Origin of the sequence: Flavobacterium gelatinilyticum (assembly GCF_027111295.1) — a bacterium.
Lineage (GTDB): Bacteria > Bacteroidota > Bacteroidia > Flavobacteriales > Flavobacteriaceae > Flavobacterium > Flavobacterium gelatinilyticum.
In genome coordinates this window covers 4,771,478-4,790,725 of sequence record NZ_CP114287.1, presented here as the reverse complement: position 1 = coordinate 4,790,725, position 19,248 = coordinate 4,771,478, and the positions used below count along the sequence as shown (strand labels likewise).

19 protein-coding genes and 1 pseudogene are annotated in these 19,248 nt (G+C 34.1%); 17 read left to right on the top strand and 3 right to left on the bottom strand.

Going from position 1 to position 19,248, the window contains the following annotated elements:
• Positions 1–4: 4 nt before the first annotated feature.
• From OZP11_RS20770 to OZP11_RS20715, 12 genes and pseudogenes are all read left to right on the top strand, one after another.
• Positions 5–490, top strand: a complete 486-nt coding sequence (locus tag OZP11_RS20770; protein WP_281232405.1) for a hypothetical protein — start codon at positions 5–7, stop codon at positions 488–490.
• Positions 487–1,776 (top strand): hypothetical protein, encoded by a 1,290-nt coding sequence (locus tag OZP11_RS20765; RefSeq protein WP_281232404.1) that lies wholly within the window; start codon positions 487–489, stop codon positions 1,774–1,776. Before OZP11_RS20770 ends, OZP11_RS20765 begins: the two co-directional genes overlap by 4 nt.
• On the top strand, positions 1,764–2,108 hold the full coding sequence (locus OZP11_RS20760; RefSeq protein ID WP_281232403.1) for a hypothetical protein: 345 nt from the start codon (positions 1,764–1,766) through the stop codon (positions 2,106–2,108). The genes OZP11_RS20765 and OZP11_RS20760 overlap by 13 nt, the downstream gene beginning before the upstream one ends.
• Complete coding sequence (locus OZP11_RS20755) at positions 2,090–2,566, top strand: PulJ/GspJ family protein (protein WP_281232402.1); 477 nt, start codon at positions 2,090–2,092, stop codon at positions 2,564–2,566. The genes OZP11_RS20760 and OZP11_RS20755 overlap by 19 nt, the downstream gene beginning before the upstream one ends.
• Positions 2,556–3,692, top strand: a complete 1,137-nt coding sequence (locus tag OZP11_RS20750; RefSeq protein ID WP_281232401.1) for a type II secretion system F family protein — start codon at positions 2,556–2,558, stop codon at positions 3,690–3,692. The genes OZP11_RS20755 and OZP11_RS20750 overlap by 11 nt, the downstream gene beginning before the upstream one ends.
• Positions 3,693–3,877: 185 nt before the next feature.
• A complete protein-coding gene (locus tag OZP11_RS20745; protein WP_281232400.1) occupies positions 3,878–4,429 on the top strand; it encodes a hypothetical protein in 552 nt (183 codons plus the stop codon).
• A gap of 97 nt (positions 4,430–4,526) precedes the next feature.
• Complete coding sequence (locus tag OZP11_RS20740) at positions 4,527–5,753, top strand: RHS repeat domain-containing protein (protein WP_281232399.1); 1,227 nt, start codon at positions 4,527–4,529, stop codon at positions 5,751–5,753.
• A 2-nt stretch (positions 5,754–5,755) separates the two neighbouring features.
• Positions 5,756–5,950 (top strand): hypothetical protein, encoded by a 195-nt coding sequence (locus tag OZP11_RS20735; protein WP_281232398.1) that lies wholly within the window; start codon positions 5,756–5,758, stop codon positions 5,948–5,950.
• Between the two features lie 48 nt (positions 5,951–5,998).
• Positions 5,999–6,304 carry a hypothetical protein gene (locus OZP11_RS20730; RefSeq protein WP_281232397.1) on the top strand — a complete coding sequence of 102 codons (306 nt, stop codon included), beginning with the start codon at positions 5,999–6,001 and terminating at the stop codon, positions 6,302–6,304.
• A gap of 329 nt (positions 6,305–6,633) precedes the next feature.
• Positions 6,634–7,203, top strand: a complete 570-nt coding sequence (locus tag OZP11_RS20725) for a hypothetical protein (RefSeq protein WP_281232396.1) — start codon at positions 6,634–6,636, stop codon at positions 7,201–7,203.
• Positions 7,204–7,843: 640 nt separating this feature from the next.
• Positions 7,844–8,407, top strand: a pseudogene (locus tag OZP11_RS24945) (IS1 family transposase); the annotation flags it as partial.
• Positions 8,408–8,874: 467 nt separating this feature from the next.
• Positions 8,875–9,012 carry a hypothetical protein gene (locus OZP11_RS20715; protein WP_281232394.1) on the top strand — a complete coding sequence of 46 codons (138 nt, stop codon included), beginning with the start codon at positions 8,875–8,877 and terminating at the stop codon, positions 9,010–9,012.
• A gap of 478 nt (positions 9,013–9,490) precedes the next feature.
• On the opposite strand, the gene OZP11_RS20710 is transcribed toward OZP11_RS20715, so the two are convergent.
• On the bottom strand, positions 9,491–9,754 hold the full coding sequence (locus tag OZP11_RS20710; RefSeq protein ID WP_281232393.1) for a hypothetical protein: 264 nt from the start codon (positions 9,752–9,754) through the stop codon (positions 9,491–9,493).
• Between the two features lie 200 nt (positions 9,755–9,954).
• Between OZP11_RS20710 and OZP11_RS20705 the strand changes: the two genes are divergently transcribed.
• The 3 genes from OZP11_RS20705 to OZP11_RS20695 all read left to right on the top strand — a co-directional run bounded on the left by OZP11_RS20705 (position 9,955) and on the right by OZP11_RS20695 (position 12,124).
• Positions 9,955–10,833: a helix-turn-helix domain-containing protein gene (locus OZP11_RS20705; RefSeq protein WP_281232392.1), complete on the top strand. Its 879-nt coding sequence runs from the start codon at positions 9,955–9,957 to the stop codon at positions 10,831–10,833.
• Positions 10,834–10,908: 75 nt separating this feature from the next.
• Positions 10,909–11,757 carry an NmrA family NAD(P)-binding protein gene (locus tag OZP11_RS20700; RefSeq protein ID WP_281232391.1) on the top strand — a complete coding sequence of 283 codons (849 nt, stop codon included), beginning with the start codon at positions 10,909–10,911 and terminating at the stop codon, positions 11,755–11,757.
• Positions 11,744–12,124 carry a DUF5367 family protein gene (locus OZP11_RS20695; protein WP_281232390.1) on the top strand — a complete coding sequence of 127 codons (381 nt, stop codon included), beginning with the start codon at positions 11,744–11,746 and terminating at the stop codon, positions 12,122–12,124. The genes OZP11_RS20700 and OZP11_RS20695 overlap by 14 nt, the downstream gene beginning before the upstream one ends.
• 93 nt (positions 12,125–12,217) lie before the next feature.
• Here OZP11_RS20695 and OZP11_RS20690 read toward each other — a convergent pair whose 3' ends face one another.
• The gene (locus tag OZP11_RS20690; protein WP_281232389.1) at positions 12,218–13,672 is read right to left on the bottom strand and encodes a glycosyltransferase family 2 protein; all 1,455 of its coding nucleotides are present in this window, start codon (positions 13,670–13,672) and stop codon (positions 12,218–12,220) included.
• Positions 13,673–14,176: 504 nt separating this feature from the next.
• Between OZP11_RS20690 and OZP11_RS20685 the strand changes: the two genes are divergently transcribed.
• Together OZP11_RS20685 and OZP11_RS20680 are read left to right on the top strand one after the other, a co-directional pair.
• Positions 14,177–14,626, top strand: a complete 450-nt coding sequence (locus OZP11_RS20685; protein ID WP_281232388.1) for a response regulator — start codon at positions 14,177–14,179, stop codon at positions 14,624–14,626.
• A 12-nt stretch (positions 14,627–14,638) separates the two neighbouring features.
• A complete protein-coding gene (locus OZP11_RS20680) occupies positions 14,639–18,658 on the top strand; it encodes a PAS domain S-box protein (RefSeq protein WP_281232387.1) in 4,020 nt (1,339 codons plus the stop codon).
• A 110-nt stretch (positions 18,659–18,768) separates the two neighbouring features.
• Here OZP11_RS20680 and OZP11_RS20675 read toward each other — a convergent pair whose 3' ends face one another.
• On the bottom strand, positions 18,769–19,182 hold the full coding sequence (locus tag OZP11_RS20675) for a lipocalin family protein (protein WP_281232386.1): 414 nt from the start codon (positions 19,180–19,182) through the stop codon (positions 18,769–18,771).
• Positions 19,183–19,248: the final 66 nt, after the last annotated feature.

The window sequence follows — 19,248 nt, the reverse complement described above, 5'->3', positions numbered from 1 at the left end:
TTAAATGAAAAATAAAAAAAACATATACATTCTGCTCCCGGTCGTTTTATTCGTCTGGGGAGCAGTTTTGTTTCAGGTATTTTCTTTTACTAATTCAGCTGAAGCAGTACCTGTCAATGATCCTGAATTCCATTTAAAACCTTTAAAAGTTAATAAAAGAGAAACTTTTGCTATTAATGTAAATTACAGAGATCCTTTTCTAGGAAAAATGTATGCTCCCGAAACAGAAGTAAAATCCAAATCCACACATTCTAAAACGCCAAAAGTCATTAAACAGCCAGAACCTTTAGTTTGGCCTGCTATTATTTATAAAGGATTAATTACAGATTCGAAAGGAGGAAACAAAATTTATATGCTCATTATAGATAACAAAAATTATTATATGAAGATAGGAGATACTGAAAATGAAGTTTTCCTAAAATCTGGTGATAAGGAATCGATTTATGTAAGGTACAAGGGTAACCTGAATATTATAATGCTTCACGATTGAAACTAAAATTAAAACTTAGATCCGGTGCTTTACAATTTACGGTATTTATTGCTGTACTTATTGCTTTGCTTTTAGCAGGTCTTGTTTTATATGCGTACACTTTTATTTATATGAAAGAGCAGTCAAAAGGAGCTATTGAGAATATTCAAATTGCCGATATTGGAATTCAGTCACTTTTAGAACAAAAAGAATTAAGTACAGATACTTCTCAAATTGATTTTATAAAAAAAGAAAATCAAATAATAAAAACACATTTATCGCAATGGGGAGTTTTTCAAAAGGGAATCACAACAACCTTGTTCCGAAAAAAGAAATTTACTAAAACAGCCATAATTGGATCTGTAATTCTAGCAGATAAATCCCCTACTCTTTATTTACAGGAAACCCACAATGCTTTGACTGTTGTAGGAAGTACTAAAATTCAGGGAATTGCATACTTGCCAACTCAGGGAGTTAATTCAGGATATATAGCCGGAAATAGTTATTACGGTTCTCAATTAATCTATGGCCGAATAGAAAAAAGTACAGCAGAACTTCCTAAACCTGAAAAAATGTTTATAGATGCTATCAATTTTTATTTAAAAGAATATAAAATAGATCGTCAGGAAGATTACATAAATTTAAATTCAGGAATTAAAATTACCAATTCTTTCAAAGAAAAAACTAAAGGGTTTTACTCCCAAAATCCTATTGTAATAGAGAATAAAATACTATCAGGAAATATCATAATTAAATCCGAAACTTCAATTAAAATCAAAAAAACGGCTTTACTGAAAGATATAATACTAATCGCCCCAATTATCGAAATCGATGACGAAGTTACCGGCTGCTTTCAGGCTATTGCTTCCCGAAAAATTATAATGGGCAAGAAATGTAATTTATCATATCCTTCGGCTTTGTTATTGTATCAGGATAATAAAGATATTATTTTAGACAATTCTAATTACAGCACCGTGCCCGACAATCAAGTTTTTATAGACATTGGAAGCATCATAAAAGGAAGTGTCGTATATATCCAGACAAAAGAAATACCGGATTTTTTAACTCAGATTGTATTAGAAAAAGACTCAAAAATAAAGGGTCAGGTGTACTGTAACGGTAACTTTGAAATTAGAGGAACCGTTTCGGGATGTGTTTTTACCAGACAATTTACGGCTAATCAGGCAGGTTCTATTTTTGTGAACCATGTGTATAATGCCACGATCGAAAATGAGAATGTTCCTCAACTCTATGGCGGTATCATTTTAGAACAAGAACCCAAAACTGTTTTGAAATGGTTATACTAAAAAAAATAAAATCGGCAACATTAATCGAAGCAGTTGTAGCAACTGTTTTAGTAGTCATCATATTTATTATTTCAAGTTTAATATTAAACAATCTGGTTTTTAATACTTTTTCAAAAAATACACACAGCATCGAAACCCGAATAAGCGAATTAGAATACGAAGTACAAAACAAAGTTATAAAATTGCCTTATCAGGAAAATTATAAAGACTGGAATATCAATATTGAACCAGAAACAATTTCGGCGAAAAAAATGTTTTCAATTTCAGCAGTAAACAATACATCACGAAAAGAAATTACAAAACAACAAATACTATGGCAGCCGGAAAATTAAAATCATTCACACTATCCGAATTAATAGTAGTTATGATTATAACGGCTATTGTCGTAGGCATGGCATTTAGTGTTTTAAGAATTGTACAAAAACAAATTCACACTATCCAGACCAATTTTGAAAAAACAACCACATTAGCCCTTTTTGAGCAGCAGTTGTGGCAGGATTTCAATACACAGCATACAGTTATTTATGATAATAACAAGCAAGCGTTATTTATGACATCAGAAATTGATACCATAACTTATTCTTTTCAGGATAAATATAGTTTAAGAAATCTTGACACCATTAAATTAAAAATTAATCCTGGTAAAGCCTTCTTTAGAGGAAAGGAAATAAATTCCGGTCACGTTGATGCTTTATCCATATATGCCGAAACAGAATTACCCGGTTACCAGATTTTTGTTTCGAAAAAAAATGATTTAACCTTTCTTATGAATCAGGAAGATGGCTTTTAAAATCGAAAATACCCCAAATAAAAAAACAGTTCAGTCTAAGGACTCAAACAGTATCGAAAATTTATTAAAAAAAGAAATCACACTTTTTGGTGACAGCTTTAATAATAAAAAAAAGCAGGCGTTTTATCTTGAACTGGCTGTACTCTTAAAAGCCGGTGTGAGCTTTAAGGAAGGATTATCGCTGATTATAGAATCCTTAAAGAAAAATGCCGACAAAGATCTAATCCAGACAATCCTGAATGATGTGGTTAACGGGAAACCTTTCTCTGATGCCATGCGTGTCTCCAAATCGTTTACAGAATACGAATATTATTCTATCCAGATAGGTGAAGAAACCGGAACAACCGCACAAGTATGTGAAGAATTGGGTCATTTTTTCGAACGTAAAAACGAGCAGAAACGAATCATAGTTGCTGCCCTTACCTACCCTTCTATCGTATTAAGCACAGCTGTTTTGGTTGTTATTTTTATGTTGAGTTATGTGGTGCCTATGTTTCAGGATATCTTCAAACAAAATAATATGGAACTGCCTATACTGACCCAATTTATTGTAAAATTATCAGTCTGGACAAAAACCTATGGGTTGTATTTTTTATTGGCAGTTATAGTTTTTATTTCCTCAACCCAATTTTTCAAAAACAATCATAAATATAAAAGGACGCTGCATTACTTTCTGGTAAAAATTCCAGTTCTGGGTGCTTTTATGACCAAAGTTTATCTGGCACAATTTACACAAGCCGTAACCTTACTAACGACAGCCAAAGTCCCGCTTTTGAACAGCATCCAAATGGTAAAAAAAATGATTCAGTTTGTCCCTTTACAGGATGCTTTAGAGCAGGTTGAAAACAGCATTTTAAAAGGAAACAGCCTGAGTTCAAGCTTAAAAAACACTCCCCTTTTCGATAACCGAATCATATCACTCGTAAAAGTAGCCGAAGAAACCAATCAAACCGAATATGTCTTCAAACAGTTAAGCGAGCAGTACAATCAGGAAGTGGTACAGCAGTCTAAAGTCATGACTACTGTTTTAGAGCCTTTTATTATTCTTTTTGTTGGAGTATTGGTAGCGGTTTTATTAGTGGCTATGTATCTGCCAATGTTTCAGTTGAGCAGTGCGATTGGGTAGAGCAGTGAAATAGTAAATATTTTTTTATTAATATATTTTATTTAAAAATGCTTTTTTTAACAAAACTTAATCTTAAAATTGTATTTTCTTACAAAATAAGACTATCATTTAACATTTTATAATATTAACATCTAATTATGTTTAAAATTTCATTTTTCTAAACTAATATTATTATCATTAGTTTTATGCAACTCAATTTATTCTCAGTAACAAAAGATATACCCAATTACTTTCCTGTAAGTCCCAATGCCACCTCATGGGTAGGTTTAGGCTGGAATCTAAACGCCGGAGGAGCAGTAATTAGAAACGTAAAAGGCATCCCGGATAACGGGAGACCGGTTCCTAATTTAGCAAATTTAACTTTCACATCTGAGAATTATCAAACTTTATATAGTCAATTTAAAACTCATCCTCACGAGAATGCTAGCAACGATACAGCATATGATGAATTTATAGTAAATGCTCCAGGTCTTTCCGGAACATTTTATTTTGTTGATAATAAAGCTGTCTTTAAAGATTTACAAAACACAAACGTCAAATTCACTGACCTATTAAAAACATTAGAGATTACAAAAGATGATGGAACTATTTATCGTTTTGGATTAGGATTCGATTCACAAGATGCTACTGAAGTTGTTAGACAAAATAATAGTACATCAAATCTACCTAATTATGTTACATCTTGGTATTTAAAAGAGATAATTCCGCCAAATTGCTTACACCTACGATGCCGGTAATAAACTTATCAAAGTCGAAGATACTTCAGGAAGTACCGAAGGATTTAACAACGGCAGCAACACAGCCATAGAATATACCTATGACAATAACGGCAACATGAAAACCGATGCCAATAAAGGGATAACAGCCATAAGTTACAACCATTTAAACCTGCCAGTATCTGTAACGATAAATGGCGGGATTATAAATTATTTTTACGATGCTACAGGGGTAAAACAGCGTAAAACCGTTAGTACAGGCGGCAGTACAGATTATGCCGGCAGTTTTGTATATGAGAACAATGCCTTAAAACAATTCTCACAACCAGAAGGTTATATCATTAAAACTTCAGGAATTTATAATTATATTTATCAGTACAAAGATCATTTAGGCAATATACGTTTAAGTTATCAGGATAAAGATAATAACGGTTCTGTAAACAGCAGCGAAATTGTACAGGAAAACAATTACTACGCTTTTGGATTATCACACAAAGGCTATAACACTGCCGTAAATGGCATTGACAACAAATATAAATATAACGGGAAAGAGCTTCAGGATGACAATGTAAATGGTAAACGTTTAGATCTTTACGATTATGGTGCTAGAAACTATGATCCTGCATTGGGACGTTGGATGAACATTGATCCTTTGGCGGAGAAATATCGAAGATGGTCATCCTATAACTATTGTATTGATAATCCAATGAGGTTTATTGACCCTGATGGAATGAGAATTAGATATGCAAGAGAGGAAGGGCAAACAAGGGCAGAATTTAGAGAAGCCAGAAGAGCAGTAAGACAAGAATTAAGGAAAATCAGTAAAGAATCCCCTACTTTTAAACAATACTTAAAGGAATTACAAGGAAATGTCAAGAATGTAGTCGAAGTATCTATGAGTAAAACTAGACAAAATTCTTTTGCAGCAAATAATCAAGGTGATGGAGCGACACAAGGAAAGGGAACAGGAGGAAAACTAACTGTAAATTTATCAAAAGAGCCAAAATTAAAAAATGATACAATGCTTGATGGAACAAAAGAGACATTCCAGGGAAGAAGTCTTATCGAAGAAGTCATTCATGCCTCTAGAGCTGTTATGGGAGAGGGTGCTTTGGGAGATTCTAAAACCAATGCTGGGGAAGGATTTAAAAGTGGAGCAGGAACTCATGGCATTGGAAATGAAGAAATTGAAACTAATACGGTTGTTAATCAAATTACTGTAGAATTAGGTAAAGATAGTAAACAAAGAACTACTTATACATTAGGGTTTAAAAAAGAAGATGAAGAAGGAGCATTAATAAGTAAAACAATCGCACTTCCTATACCAATAATTAAAGAAGAATAATTATGAAAAATACTTATTATTTACTATCTATATTTTGTTTGCTTGCTGTAGGATGTAAAGCACAGCTAGGGACAAATGCCGTAACTCAAATTCAAGTTTCACCATGTTATTTAGAAGAAGAAACATTTGAAAACACTGCTCTCAGAAAATTTTTAAAAACTTCCACATTACGAAGAGATATAATAGAAAATTTTTAAAACAGTAATTTTGAGTTTTGTATTTTATCCATAATTGATAATAATATTATGATTGCAACCTATGATGGCACAAATTGGAAAGTTGAAAATAATGAAAAAAAATATACTGTTACAAATAATAAAATATTAAAATTAGTTGAAGATTATTCCAGCATGAATAAAGTTCTAAAAATGTCATGTCCTGAAAATTATGTAATTTATGATGTCAATGAATTTCAAGCCTTTTGGGTTAAAAAGAAAAGCGATCTAAAGTTTTTATATTACTCAACTACTTATGAAATGTCAGAATTAAAAAATTTTGAAAGACAAAAAGTTGATGGAATAAATGAAATAATGAATATGTTGAAGATGTAACCCGATGGAATGGCTCAGCTCCAGGTAGAGAAATTCAGGGCGTTAGCGGTTACTTTGGAATAAAGGAATGGACTCCTGCGGGAAGAAATTTACTTTTAAAAGCTCTGCTTTTCAAGATCACAAAGGTTCGATGTTAAGCAATAGCCCTTTTCATGCAACAAGTGATGCAAGTATGACTATGTCCTTAACAACATATTCAAAACTAACAAATACAAATCCTCCTTCTTCAGGATTAAATTTGAGTTTTGATACTGGTGTTGATACTTCTGACAGATCTAGTATAGGTCCAAATGAAATGTTTGATACATCTAAATAAAAAGTATAATTACATGAAATTTCTTTATTTATTAGCGATTATAATAAGTGCCGCAGGATGTCGCAACAAGTCAGACAGTCCTAAATTAATCCAACAAAAGGATTGTATCATGTTTTACGACGAATTTAAGAACGCTATAACTAAAAAACAGAAAGACACTGCGTTGAATGCTATCAATGAAGCCATTAGATGTGATCCTAACAATAAAGGTTTTACATCTGCCAAATTACGACTTCTAATAGAATTAAATGAATATAAAAGTGCTATCGATTTAATTGAAAACTATAAATCAGATGATACATCGATTAACATGCTTCACGCTGTCATAAAATTAAAAATTAATGCACCGGAATCCATTGATTTATTACAAAAATGTTATAATCAATACAATAACGAAAAAGAAATCACAAAAAACAATATCATGTATAAAATTGCACTAACTAATTTTTTTGATGGCAAAGAAAAAGCACTAAAAGAAATACAGATTTCAAAAAAGACTTTTATTACAACAGATATGAAATTTAATTTGGAGTCAATCGAAGAATTAATTAATAAATACGACAAAGAAAAACGTTTTGTTTAAATTATTTAACATCAATTAAATTATTTAAAAATTTCCAAATATATAAGAAAAAACCAGTTCCAAGCTCTTCCAAAGTGTTCCCCAGCTGGCGTGAGCACCCGATAGCGCAGATTTGCAATCTTGCCCATAAAGAGAATTCTGAAAATTTATATATAAGAAAACAATTTTAATAGTATGAAAATCTCAAAATATTTTTATTTATATATAGGTTTGGCAATATTATTTGTGACATTTCTTTTTTTTAATGAAGGAATAACTAAATTATTTTTCATGATAATTACGATATTATTTATTTTAGTTTTGTCATATGATTTTTTTAATAGAAATCTGATTTACAAGACCCCCGCTTTTTTAAATCTAACTATAGATATTTTAGTTTTAGTTGGACAGATTTTTTGTCTATCAAATTATTTTAATTTGATGAATATTTTTGTGATTTTATTTGTAATATCATATATTTTTAAAATGTTCCATATAGAGAAATCCGGTAGTGTTTCAGATTAGGTGTTTTTACATCTTAACAATTTAACTACCTGAAAGAGAATATAAATTTGTAATTTTTGAATAGTAAAAGAGACGATCAACAGGTCGTCTCTTCTGTTTTTAATATTTTAAAAAAGCTTTTGTTGTACCTAAGTGTATCAAATTAGGTCATGAAATAAAATGTAGTTTTAGCAATAGTAAATGCATAAAAAATGGATTTCAATCTAACAGAAATCAAAGATATAATGCTGTGTCTGTCAAAAGCGACAACAGTTTGACTATTGTTATAATGCATACAAAAGTAATATCAATCAAAATATAATTTTGTTTACCTAAGAAGGTTTAGGGATACGAAGTACTGCAAGATTATTAAAAATTTCAACGACAACATTGTTGAAAAGAATTGTGTCAATTGCCAGAAAATTTAATCAGTCAATTATATGCGAAGGAAAAACTTATGAAGTTGATAATACATACTTACATAGGAAATAAGCGAAGTTTTATCTGGCTGGTATATGCATTGGACAAGAATTCTAAAAATGTAGTGGGTTTTAACTTTGGAAAACGAACCAATAAAAAGCTGAATCGTGTTCTGGATACTTTAAAATTATCCGAAGCTAAAAAGATATATACGTACAGATTAAAAAACTACAGATATTTGATTAATGAGGAATTACATTCTGTAAAAAGATTTGGCACAAATCATATTGAACAGAAAAATTGACGCTCAGAACCCTGATGGCAGATGCCCAGCTTGTTGTTTTTTTTGTAATAGGTGCTGGTGTTGATTATGGTCTTCAAGTTGCTGGCTCAAGGTAAAGATTTGGGAGATGCATTGACGAGGTTGATAAAACTTCTATTTTTGTTTCAGCTGTTGCCGGCGGTATAAGTGGAGATACCTCATCTTTAAATCAATATAAAAATGCATCTAGAGCAGCAAAATTAGCTTTTGATGTTACTACTAATACAGGAGTTAGCGTCGCAAGTCTAAGCGATTAAAGAAGGTAAAGTTTTAGTAGGAAGTACACTTATTGACGTTGGTTCTGGAAGAATAGCATCTGGTATTGCAAGTAAAGTAGAAAAAAGAGCGCTAAACTCTCCAACAGGTAAAAAAAATAACAACTGCAGTTAACACTGAAAAGAATATAGCTCGAGGAAAATCTAATGTGGCTTCTAAAGCGAAAGCAAATGTTAGCGCAGCAATTAAAGAAATTGGAAAGTTATGTTAGAAAAAGAGCTGCCGTTTCATCTGGCACTGCATCGACAGTTGCAAATAAAAGAAAAAGTAGAGGAGAAATGATGAAAAAAAATAAAAAAATATATTAATAATAACCCTGACGCAATAAATACATTTTTTGGAGTAATATTTTTTATAATTGCAGGTTTTGTTTATTTTGATTTCGAAATTATGTTTAAAGTATTTTTAGGAGTGGTTATATTTGGTATAGCTATAGGACTAATCTCTTTTTTAATACGGATGTTTTCAAAATAGAGGTAGTGTTTCAAAGTTAGTGACATGAGATTTTGAAATCCCTATATGCTGTGGTCTTGATAACGTGCTCATAATTCAAAGGTAATAATTAGCATTAAAAAAATAACACAATCCGTAAAAAACATCTTCATTACTGTATTATACAGTTTCAGTACATTTTTTAGAAATAGATTTGTGATATTGACAAAAACACAACTTTTCCGACAGTTGCAAATTTAAAAAACTAATTTTTCCTGAGCCCAGACCAAAACAGTAATTATACCTTTTACATATTATTTTTTCGCACAAACTGCACTAAAGAAAAGACAAAAATTAATTCCTGCACAGCTTATTAATAACACTTTCGTCTGTAACTTGATCCAAAGTGATGAGATTAATATCCGAAAGAAAAATCAATATATCCATTACGCGGGTCTTATAGCTTTTTTCAGCAGAAAAAACTTCAAAAGAAAAAGCGTCTTCGCTTCCTAAAGTGTACAGAAAGAGGCACAGTTCCTCAAAAGGTACGGAACGGTCGTCGTTGATGGAAAGATATTTATATATCGCAGATGGCAGAAGGTAGGAATTTGCAGTCATGATTCGTATTTTATATTATATACGGAATCTATCCAAAATTAGTTTTAATCTGGGATTGTGAGAGCCATTTTTAACTGCAAACTATTCTCTATTAGATGATTTATTTAGTGTAAAACAAAAAACACAATTCTTCTAACAAGTTTAAATTAAAAAATAAACCTTAACTTTTCAGGCATTTTATTCAAACCTCAACCAACCCCATGACAACCGATATCATTGAACTTAACGACTTTATAGTTTTAATCGAACAGTCGAATACCAATAAAACGATTGTGCAGAAATGCGAAATCGACGGCGATGCAGTGGGTTTTGCTTTTTATGGTTCGGGAAATGTTGAGCTGGAAATCAAACACAATCAGCAGACTAAATATCTGGTGAATACAACCGGACTGGCGATTTGTTTTTTCGGAAATCAAAAAGTGGAGTTCTCGCATAAGATCGAACCCGATAAACCTTTACAGTCCATCAGTATTTTTACAAAACTGAAAAACCTCAACACACTTTCGCAGGCCGAAAGGGAAATTTTCGAAAATTATCTGCCTCAATTATTAAATCCCGAGGAGCATTTTGTAAAAGGCCCTTCCTTTTATATGACACTCGAAATGCAATTGGCGGTTCAAAAGATCTTTTCGACTCCGTATACCGGAAACACCAGACTGTTGTTTTTAAAAAGTCAGGTTAATGAGCTCCTCGCCCATTTCTTTGCGCTTTTAACTTCAGACAAAAAAACAGATTTATCCGAAATCGATAAAAACAAACTCTTTCAGGCCAAAGAAATCGTAACGACCAATTATTGCACACCGCCGTCGATCAGTCAATTATCGCAGATGGTGGGGCTCAACAGCAATAAGCTGAAAAGGAATTTCAAGGAATTATTCGGAATTCCGGTTTTCAAATACATTCAGGAAGAACGGCTCAATAAAGCGTATGAACTCCTCCGCGAAAGCGAAAAAACAGTTCAGGAATCGGCTTGGGAAGTAGGGTACGAAAGTTTAAGCTCTTTTTCGAATGCCTTTCATAAAAAATTCGGCATGCGCCCGAATGATGTCAAACAACAATTCTTTTCAAACAAATCATAATTCTTTTGCGACAAATGATTGTGCCTTAATCACAGCAGCTTTGTATCAGTAATCAATCAAAAAAAAGAAACTGATATGAAAAAGAAAATTTTAGTTCTGGGTTCCACCGGAAAAACAGGACGCAGAGTGGCTGAAAGATTAAAAAACAATCCTGATGTAGAACTTCGTCTGGGTTCAAGATCTGAAGAAATCCCGTTTGACTGGGAAAATCCGCAAACATGGTCCAAAATTCTAAACGGAATCGACAGCGTTTACATTACTTTTCAGCCTGATCTGGCTGTGCCTTTTGCTGCTGATGCCATAGAAAATTTCAGTCGTCTTGCCACAGAATCGGGAGTTGAAAAAATGGTATTACTTTCCGGAAGAGGCGAAAAAGAAGCGCAGGTCTGCGAAGAAATCGTAAAGAAAAATGCCAAAAACTGGACTATCGTTCGTGCCAGCTGGTTCAATCAGAATTTTAGCGAAAGCTTTTTCCTGGATCCTATTCTTCACGGAATTGTCGCACTTCCAAGAGCCGAAGCGCTTGAACCTTTTACAGATGCCGATGATATTGCCGATGTTGTAACTAAAGTACTTTTAGACGATAATCATAACGGCAAAACCTACGAATTAACAGGTCCGAGATTATTGACTTTTAAAGATTGTGTAAACGAAATTGCTCTCGCAAGCGGCAGAAATATCACTTTTCAGCCTTTATCATTAGAAGATTACAAACAGATGTTACGAGATTATCAGGTTCCTGAAGATCATATCTGGCTGGTGAATTATTTGTTTGAAGAAGTTTTGGACGGTAGAAATGCATCTGTTACTCACGATATTGAAAAAGTTTTGGCCCGAAAAGCCAGAGAATTTACCGCTTACGCAGAAGAAACAGCCCAAACCGGAATCTGGAATCCTGAAAACAAAGATCATGAAATATCTTAGCGCCTTATCTTCTGGAATTTTAGTTTGGATTGGCGTGAGTTTATCTTTCTATATATTAGAGAAAGTTCCCGTTGTAAAAGATTCATTTTACGTACAGTCTGCTATTACCGCTTTCCTGATTATCTTTTTTGCCATCGGCTCTGCCAAATTATTTTATCGCAAAAATGAAATGAACGGCTTGAAATTGGGAATTATAATGTCGGTTACGGCTTTGGTTCTGGATGTTATTATCACAGTTCCTTTTGTAGAAATCCCAAACGGAAGAAGTTATGAAAGCTTTTTTACGAGTCCCGTTTTATGGATTCTGGCTTTCGTCAATGCTATTTCGGTTTACCTCTGGAAAAGGAATCAATACCGGACAAAATAAAAAAACAGCTTTAACATATAATAAATAAAAAGCTCCTGTTTTGTGGGACAGGAGCTTTTCGGGGATTAATATAATAGTAGTTGCGGAAATTTCTTAACCTCTGGTCAACCAGCCTCTTTTGTGAGCTGTAAGGATTGAATACGGAGCGATCCAGAATAATGCGAATGTGTAGAAAACACTATACGAATATGCCCAGAATGATTCTCCTAGTGAATATTTTTTAGCATAAAAGAATGCTGAAAAACTAGACACGATCAAAATACCCAGCAGCGCAGAGCTGATAAATAATAATGGGTGTGTTGCAATAAAATAGAACATGAAAATAAAGAATGGCATTGTCATTAAAATTCTCAAAAATTGTTCTGTAAACAATAATCTTGCTCCAAATTTGGATTCTTTTCTAAAGTCTTTCCAAACATATTTTGCCATCATAATGTTTTCACGAACATTACTTCTTCCCCATCTTATAAACATTTTATATAAACCTTTGTAGCTTTCAGGAACGTTTGTTAACACATACGAATTACGCTGAAACAATACGTGATGTCCTTGTTTTAGGATCATGTTGGTCATGGCTCTATCTTCGCCAATATCCGATGGCTGTCCCATAAATGTCTGTTCGATCCATTCCGGAAGGCAGGCAAATACAGCTGTACTTCTGTAAGCGGCCAAAGCTCCCGGTGTACAAAGTACAGATCCCAGCATACTTTCAGCAGAACGCATAAACTCAAAACTCATTACAAAACTTACGTTAAGCATTTTTGGTAAAATTGCTTTTTCGTTGTTCAAAACCTGAACATTTCCGGCAACGGCACCACATTTTTCGTCTACAACAAACGGACTTACCAAGTTTCTCAAAGTATCTTTTTTCACGATAGAATCACTGTCAACCGTTACAAAGATTTCTCCTTTTCCAAGGTTGAATCCACGGTAAAGTGCGTGACGTTTTCCTTTGTTCTTTGGCTGCTGAAAAATCGAAACACGATCTCCTAATTTTACTTTTGCCTGCTGAATCCAGTACCAGGTATCATCTTTACTTCCATCGTCGATAGCCAAAAGCTCTAATTTGTGCTCCGGGAAATCGCTTTCTGCAAGACTCATTAAGGTTTCGTAAACCAGTTTACCTTCATTATAAGCCGGTACGATTACCGTAACAGTCGGCAGTAATTCGTCAGATACTGATTCGATTGGTTTATATCTTAAATAAAGGTACAAGTTGTATAAAAACATACTTCCTTTAAAAACAAATAACGAAATGGTAATGGCTAAAAATATCATACCGCCCGTTGAGTTTAATCTTTCTAAATGCAGCTGGTCAAAATCCGGCTGAAACTGAAAAACCATAAAAACTCCTGCAAAAAGTAAAAGTAATGTTGCTATGATTATAGCAAGACCTCTTTTGCTTGCCGGTCTTTCAACATGTACCTTTTCAGGCTGTGCTTTTTCAGATTTAGTATTGATGTTAAAAATTGGAGTTCGTAATTGGGCATCGCTGCTTATTGTGCCGCTTGAATAAAATTGTTTCGAGATAATTGTTTCGCTTTCCATGTTCCTGTTGTATTAATTCTACTAAAATGGCTTTTAAATAATTGGCTCTTTTTGTTGTTTTCATTTGTTGTTACAAAAAGACATTAACCCAATTTGCAAGCGGTGTGCCATTTCGGTTTCAAACTGAAATTGAAGCAATTACGTTTTATTACACACAATCAATGTGTATAATATTTTCACACTTTGTAGAATGTTTATACAGTCTAAACTGTGTAAAGGGCAGTAAAATAAGGGAGTTTGAGACTATGAAGAAATACAGTCGTAAAATTATAACGCATATTTTTGATTTAAATTGTTCCTGCAGGCATTTTAAATTTGTATTTTGATGCATCATATTTGTGATAAAAAAACGATTCATAAAATTATTAAGACAAATACTTTGGAAATTCTCAATTAAATAAGTTAATTTTATGGATATTTTTTTTAAAATTTTTCCCTCCAAACTTAATCATATACCTGCAGAGAAAAATAAAATAATTGCCTGTAATAAATTTTTAATACCACATGAAGCAACAGATTTACAACATTTTACTTGCTGATGATGACGAAGATGACTGCTCATTTTTTAAAGAAGCTCTTGACGAATTATCACTCAAAACTACTCTTGTAACTGTTAATGACGGAGTTCAATTAATGGAATATCTAACATCAAAACCAGTAGACAATTTACCTGATCTGCTGTTTCTTGACCTCAACATGCCAAAGAAAAACGGTTCTGAATGTCTAACAGAAATAAGACAGATTGAGAAGCTGAAAGATTTTCCTATCATTATTTTTTCTACCTCGCTCGATGGCGAAATTGTCGATGTGATGTTTGAAAAAGGCGCTACATTTTATATTCGCAAACCCGGTGATTTTTCAAAACTGAAATCGGTTATTGAAAACGCCCTCATAGCTGCATCCGAAAATAATTTCAAACAGCCTGCAAGGGGCAGCTTTGTCATTCAACCTTAAACCAGTTTCTAAATGAGCCATGCAAATGAGGAACATTATTTTCTAGCCGACGGCGGAGAAATGGGCGAATTAATCCGATCGAAAGACTGGAGCAAAACCCCTTTAGGCAGTCCTGATATATGGCCTCAAAGTCTGCGTACAATGGTTTCGGTTATGCTTAATAACCCATTTGGCATGTATATCGCCTGGGGACTTGAACTGACTCAGCTATACAACGACGCTTTCTGCAATATTATTGGTTCAGAAAAACATCCGGAAGCTCTTGGCAATAATCCAAAAGAAACTTTTCCGGAAATATGGAATCTTACACATGAAATCTTCAATGATGTAAAACACGGAAAACCTGTAAGTTTTACTGATTTCATGGTGCCTTTAAACAAAAACGGAATCATCGAAACCTGTTATTTTGATTTTTCCTATTCGCCCATAAAAAAAGAAGACGGCGAAGTAGGCGGTGTTCTTGTAACGGTTATCGAAACAACAGCCAAGAAAAAAGCCGCCGATCTTCTGGAAGAAAAAAATACGCGCTTTAAAAACAACATCATGCAGGCGCCGCTTGCCATGTGCGTTTTTAGAGGAAAAGATCATGTGGTAGAAATTGCCAATAAAAAAATGATTGACCTTTGGGAAACCGAATCTGAAAAGGTTATTAATAAATCGATTTTTGATGTACTTCCGGAAATAAAAGATCAGGGATTAGAAGAACTCATTCAGAATGTATATGCAACGGGTAAAAAGTTTGTGGCCAACGAACGGTTCGTGCAGCTTTCTCGAAATGGAAAAACCGAAAATACGTATGTTAATTTTGTATACGAAGCGCTAACAGAAGCAGACGGCAGTATTTCCGGCGTAGTAGCGCTTGCCATAGAAGTTACCGATCAGGTTGTAGCCAGAACAAAGCTTGAAGAAAGCGAACAGAAAATAAGGCAGCTGGTTGAAAATGCTCCTTTCCCTATTGGGGTTTATGTGGGTGAAGAAATGCGGATCGAACTGGCCAATGAATCAATTATAGAAGTCTGGGGAAAAGGTCCTGATGTAATTGGCAAATCATACAAAGAAATTCTGCCGGAATTAGAAAACCAGTCGGTTTTTGAGCAGATTGAAGGTGTTTATAAAACCGGAAAATCCTTCCACAACAAAAATGCTCAAATTAACATCAACATAAATAATAAATTAGAATCCTTTTATTTTCATTACAGTTTTACCCCTTTGTACGATACAAACGGTAATGTATACGGCGTTATGAACACTGCGGCAGATGTTACGGACCTGCACATGGCTTCTAAAAAAATTGAAATTGCCGATAAACGTTTCCGAGATACCGTAAAACAGGCGCCGCTTGGAATTACCATTCTGCGAGGCCCTCAATATATTGTAGAATCTGCAAACGAAGCCTACTTAAAAATCGTAGACCGAGAAGAATCCGGTTTCATCGGACGTCCCTTGTTTGAATCCATACCCGAAGTCGAAGAAACGGTAAACGATCTTTTAGAAAATGTTCTAAATACCGGAATTCCGTATTATGGAAACGAAATGCCTGTTCCTTTAAAAAGACATGGAAAATTTGAAGTTTCGTACTTTGATTTTCTTTATTCGCCTTTGCGTGAAGAAAATGGAGAAATATCCGGCATTATTGTTACCGTAACCGAAGTAAGCGAAAAAGTCGAAGTAAGAAAAAAAATCGAACAAAACGAAGACCGTTTAAAAATAATAGTAGAAGCAAGTGAACTGGGCACCTGGGAACTAAATGCCAAAACCCGTGAACCGTTCTATTCCCAAAGATACCTTGAAATTGTGGGCGGTTACAAAGAAAATGTAAAACTGACGCACGAACAATTACTCCAGCATTTACATCCTGATGATATGTTTATCCGTAATCAGTCGTTTAAAGATGCGCTGACATCCGGAAATCTTCATTACGAAGCCCGAACCATCTGGACAGACAACACGATTCACTGGATGGAAGGAAAAGGAAAAGTTTTTTATGATGAAAACGGCAGTCCTGATAAATTAATTGGTACAGTACGAGATATAACATCCGAAAAAAATCATCAGGAAGAACTTGAACAAAGCGAAAAAAGATTCCGAAACCTCATTATGCAGTCTCCCGTTCCAAAAGCTATTTTAAAAGGCCCCGAAATGGTGGTTGAAATGGCCAATGTAGCTTTATTGCAAAATATCTGGAGAAAAGAAGAAAAAGATGTTGAGGGCAAAAAGCTATTTGAAATTTTTCCTGAGCTGACGGAACAAAAATACAGTGAATTATTAGAAGAAGTGTATAAAACCGGTAAGGTATATTCTGAAATTGAATCGCAGATCATCATCAAAAATGATGAAAGCGAAAGACAATTTTATATTGATTTCGAATACGCACCGCTTTATGATTCAGAAAATAATATTTCAGGAATACGAGCGACCATGATCGATGTGACTGAAAAAGTTGAAGCCCGAAAAAAAATAGAAGAAAGCAGTAAACGTTTCAGATCCTTAACCGAAAGTATTCCGCAGTTAATCTGGGAAACCGATGAAAAAGGAAACGGCCTGTTTGCATCCGGAAAATGGCTGGAATATACCGGAGTAAAACCCGTTGCCGATACCGACTGGAAAGCGATGATTCATCCCGAAGATCTGCAGGAAGGCATGAAAATATGGAAACACAGCCTTGTTACCGGACAGGTTTTTAGATATGATGTACGGGTTCTTAGAAAAGACGGCAGTTATAGATGGCATGTCGTAATTGGTGAACCTGTTCTGGATACCGAGAATAAAATTATCAAATGGGTGGGTGCATTTACCGATGTGCATACCGAAAAAGCTTTTACACACGAATTAGAACAACAGGTAACGGCCAGAACCAGAGAGTTAAGCCAGATGTACGAATCGCTCAAAAAAAGCGAGGAACGGTATCATTTAATGGTCGAAGAAGTTCAGGATTACTCTATTTTATATCTCAACCACGACGGTATTATCGAAAACTGGAATGTAGGTGCCGAAAAAATAAAAGGTTATAAAGCCGAAGAAATAGTAGGGAAATATTTTTCTGTTTTTTACACTCCCGAAGATCAAAAAAACGATCTTCCGAATACGCTGCTCGAAAGGGCCAGACAAACCGGTCGCGCCGTTCAGGAAGGATGGCGTATTCGTAAAAACAAAAGTCTATTCTGGGCAAGTGTTGTTATTACTGCCGTTCATAATAAAAACAACGAAGTCATTGGTTTTTCGAAAGTAACACACGATCTGACCGAAAAGAAAAAAGCCGATGACAAAATAAAACGCAATGCACTCGAACTGGAACAGAAGAATATTGAACTGGAACACATGAATAAAGAGCTTCAGTCTTTTGCTTATATTTCGAGTCACGATTTACAGGAACCTTTACGAAAAATCCAGACTTTTGCCTCGCAGATTATCGACAAGGAATCTCAAAATTTATCCGAATACGGGAAAGATAAATTTCAAAGAATGCAAAATGCCGCGCAGCGCATGCAGACTTTAATCAACGACCTGCTCTCCTATTCGAGAACGAATATTCAGGAAAGAAAATTTGAAAAAACCAAACTTTCCAAAATTATTAATGAAGTAAGAGAAGATTTAAAAGAAGAACTCGAACACAAAAATGCCCATATTGAAAACAACGAAACTCAGGAAATCAATATTATTCCGTTTCAGTTCAGACAGCTGCTTTATAATCTGGTGAGCAATTCACTTAAATTTTCAAAACCGGATGTACCGCCTGTCATAAAAATCAACAGCGAAATTTCAAAAGGCTCTGATTTTAAAAACGAAGGTTTGGCAAAAGAAACCTTATACTGTCATATTACCGTTTCTGACAACGGAATTGGTTTTGAACCGCATTACAGCAAAAAAATATTTGATGTTTTTCAGCGTCTGCACGGAAGGGATCATTATAACGGAACCGGAATTGGCCTGGCAATCGTAAAAAAAATAGTCGAAAACCATAACGGAATCATAACCGCAAAAGGTGAACAAAACAAAGGCGCCGCTTTTGATATTTATATTCCTTTAGATTAATCAAAAAAGAAATATAAAACAGCATAAAAAAACGGAAATAACATTAGAGTTATTTCCGTTTTCCATTTCAGTTCGGATCGAATTGAAATTATCTCAAAAACAATTTTTTCTTATCTCGTATAAACTGTGATAAAACCTGTTGCTTTATCTTTCAGTTTTAACTCTTTGTTCGTAAGATTCATAATATCACTTGTAGTACTGATAGCACCTATAGTAATCGTTAAATCATTGTGAGATCTTACGTAAGTTCCGGTTGTTTCTACTAAGGCACAATTATCGCCGCTGTAATCCCCAATAACGGCCGCATTACTTAATCGAAGTTCTAAGTAGTCTCTGCTGCATCCTTCTTCATTTTGAACTGCATCAATTAATACTTCTTTTCCATCAACAATTGATCCCGTTTGGCTCAAATTGTATTTCCCTTGTAATGGAACGATTGTTTCCCCTTCATTATCATCGCTGCTGCAAGATGTAGCTAAAAATCCGATTGATAACATTCCTAATAATATTGCTTTAATTTTCATGGTGTTTTTCTGTTTAAAAATTATACTGCTAAATTAGATGTATAATCCTATAATAATTTCCATGAT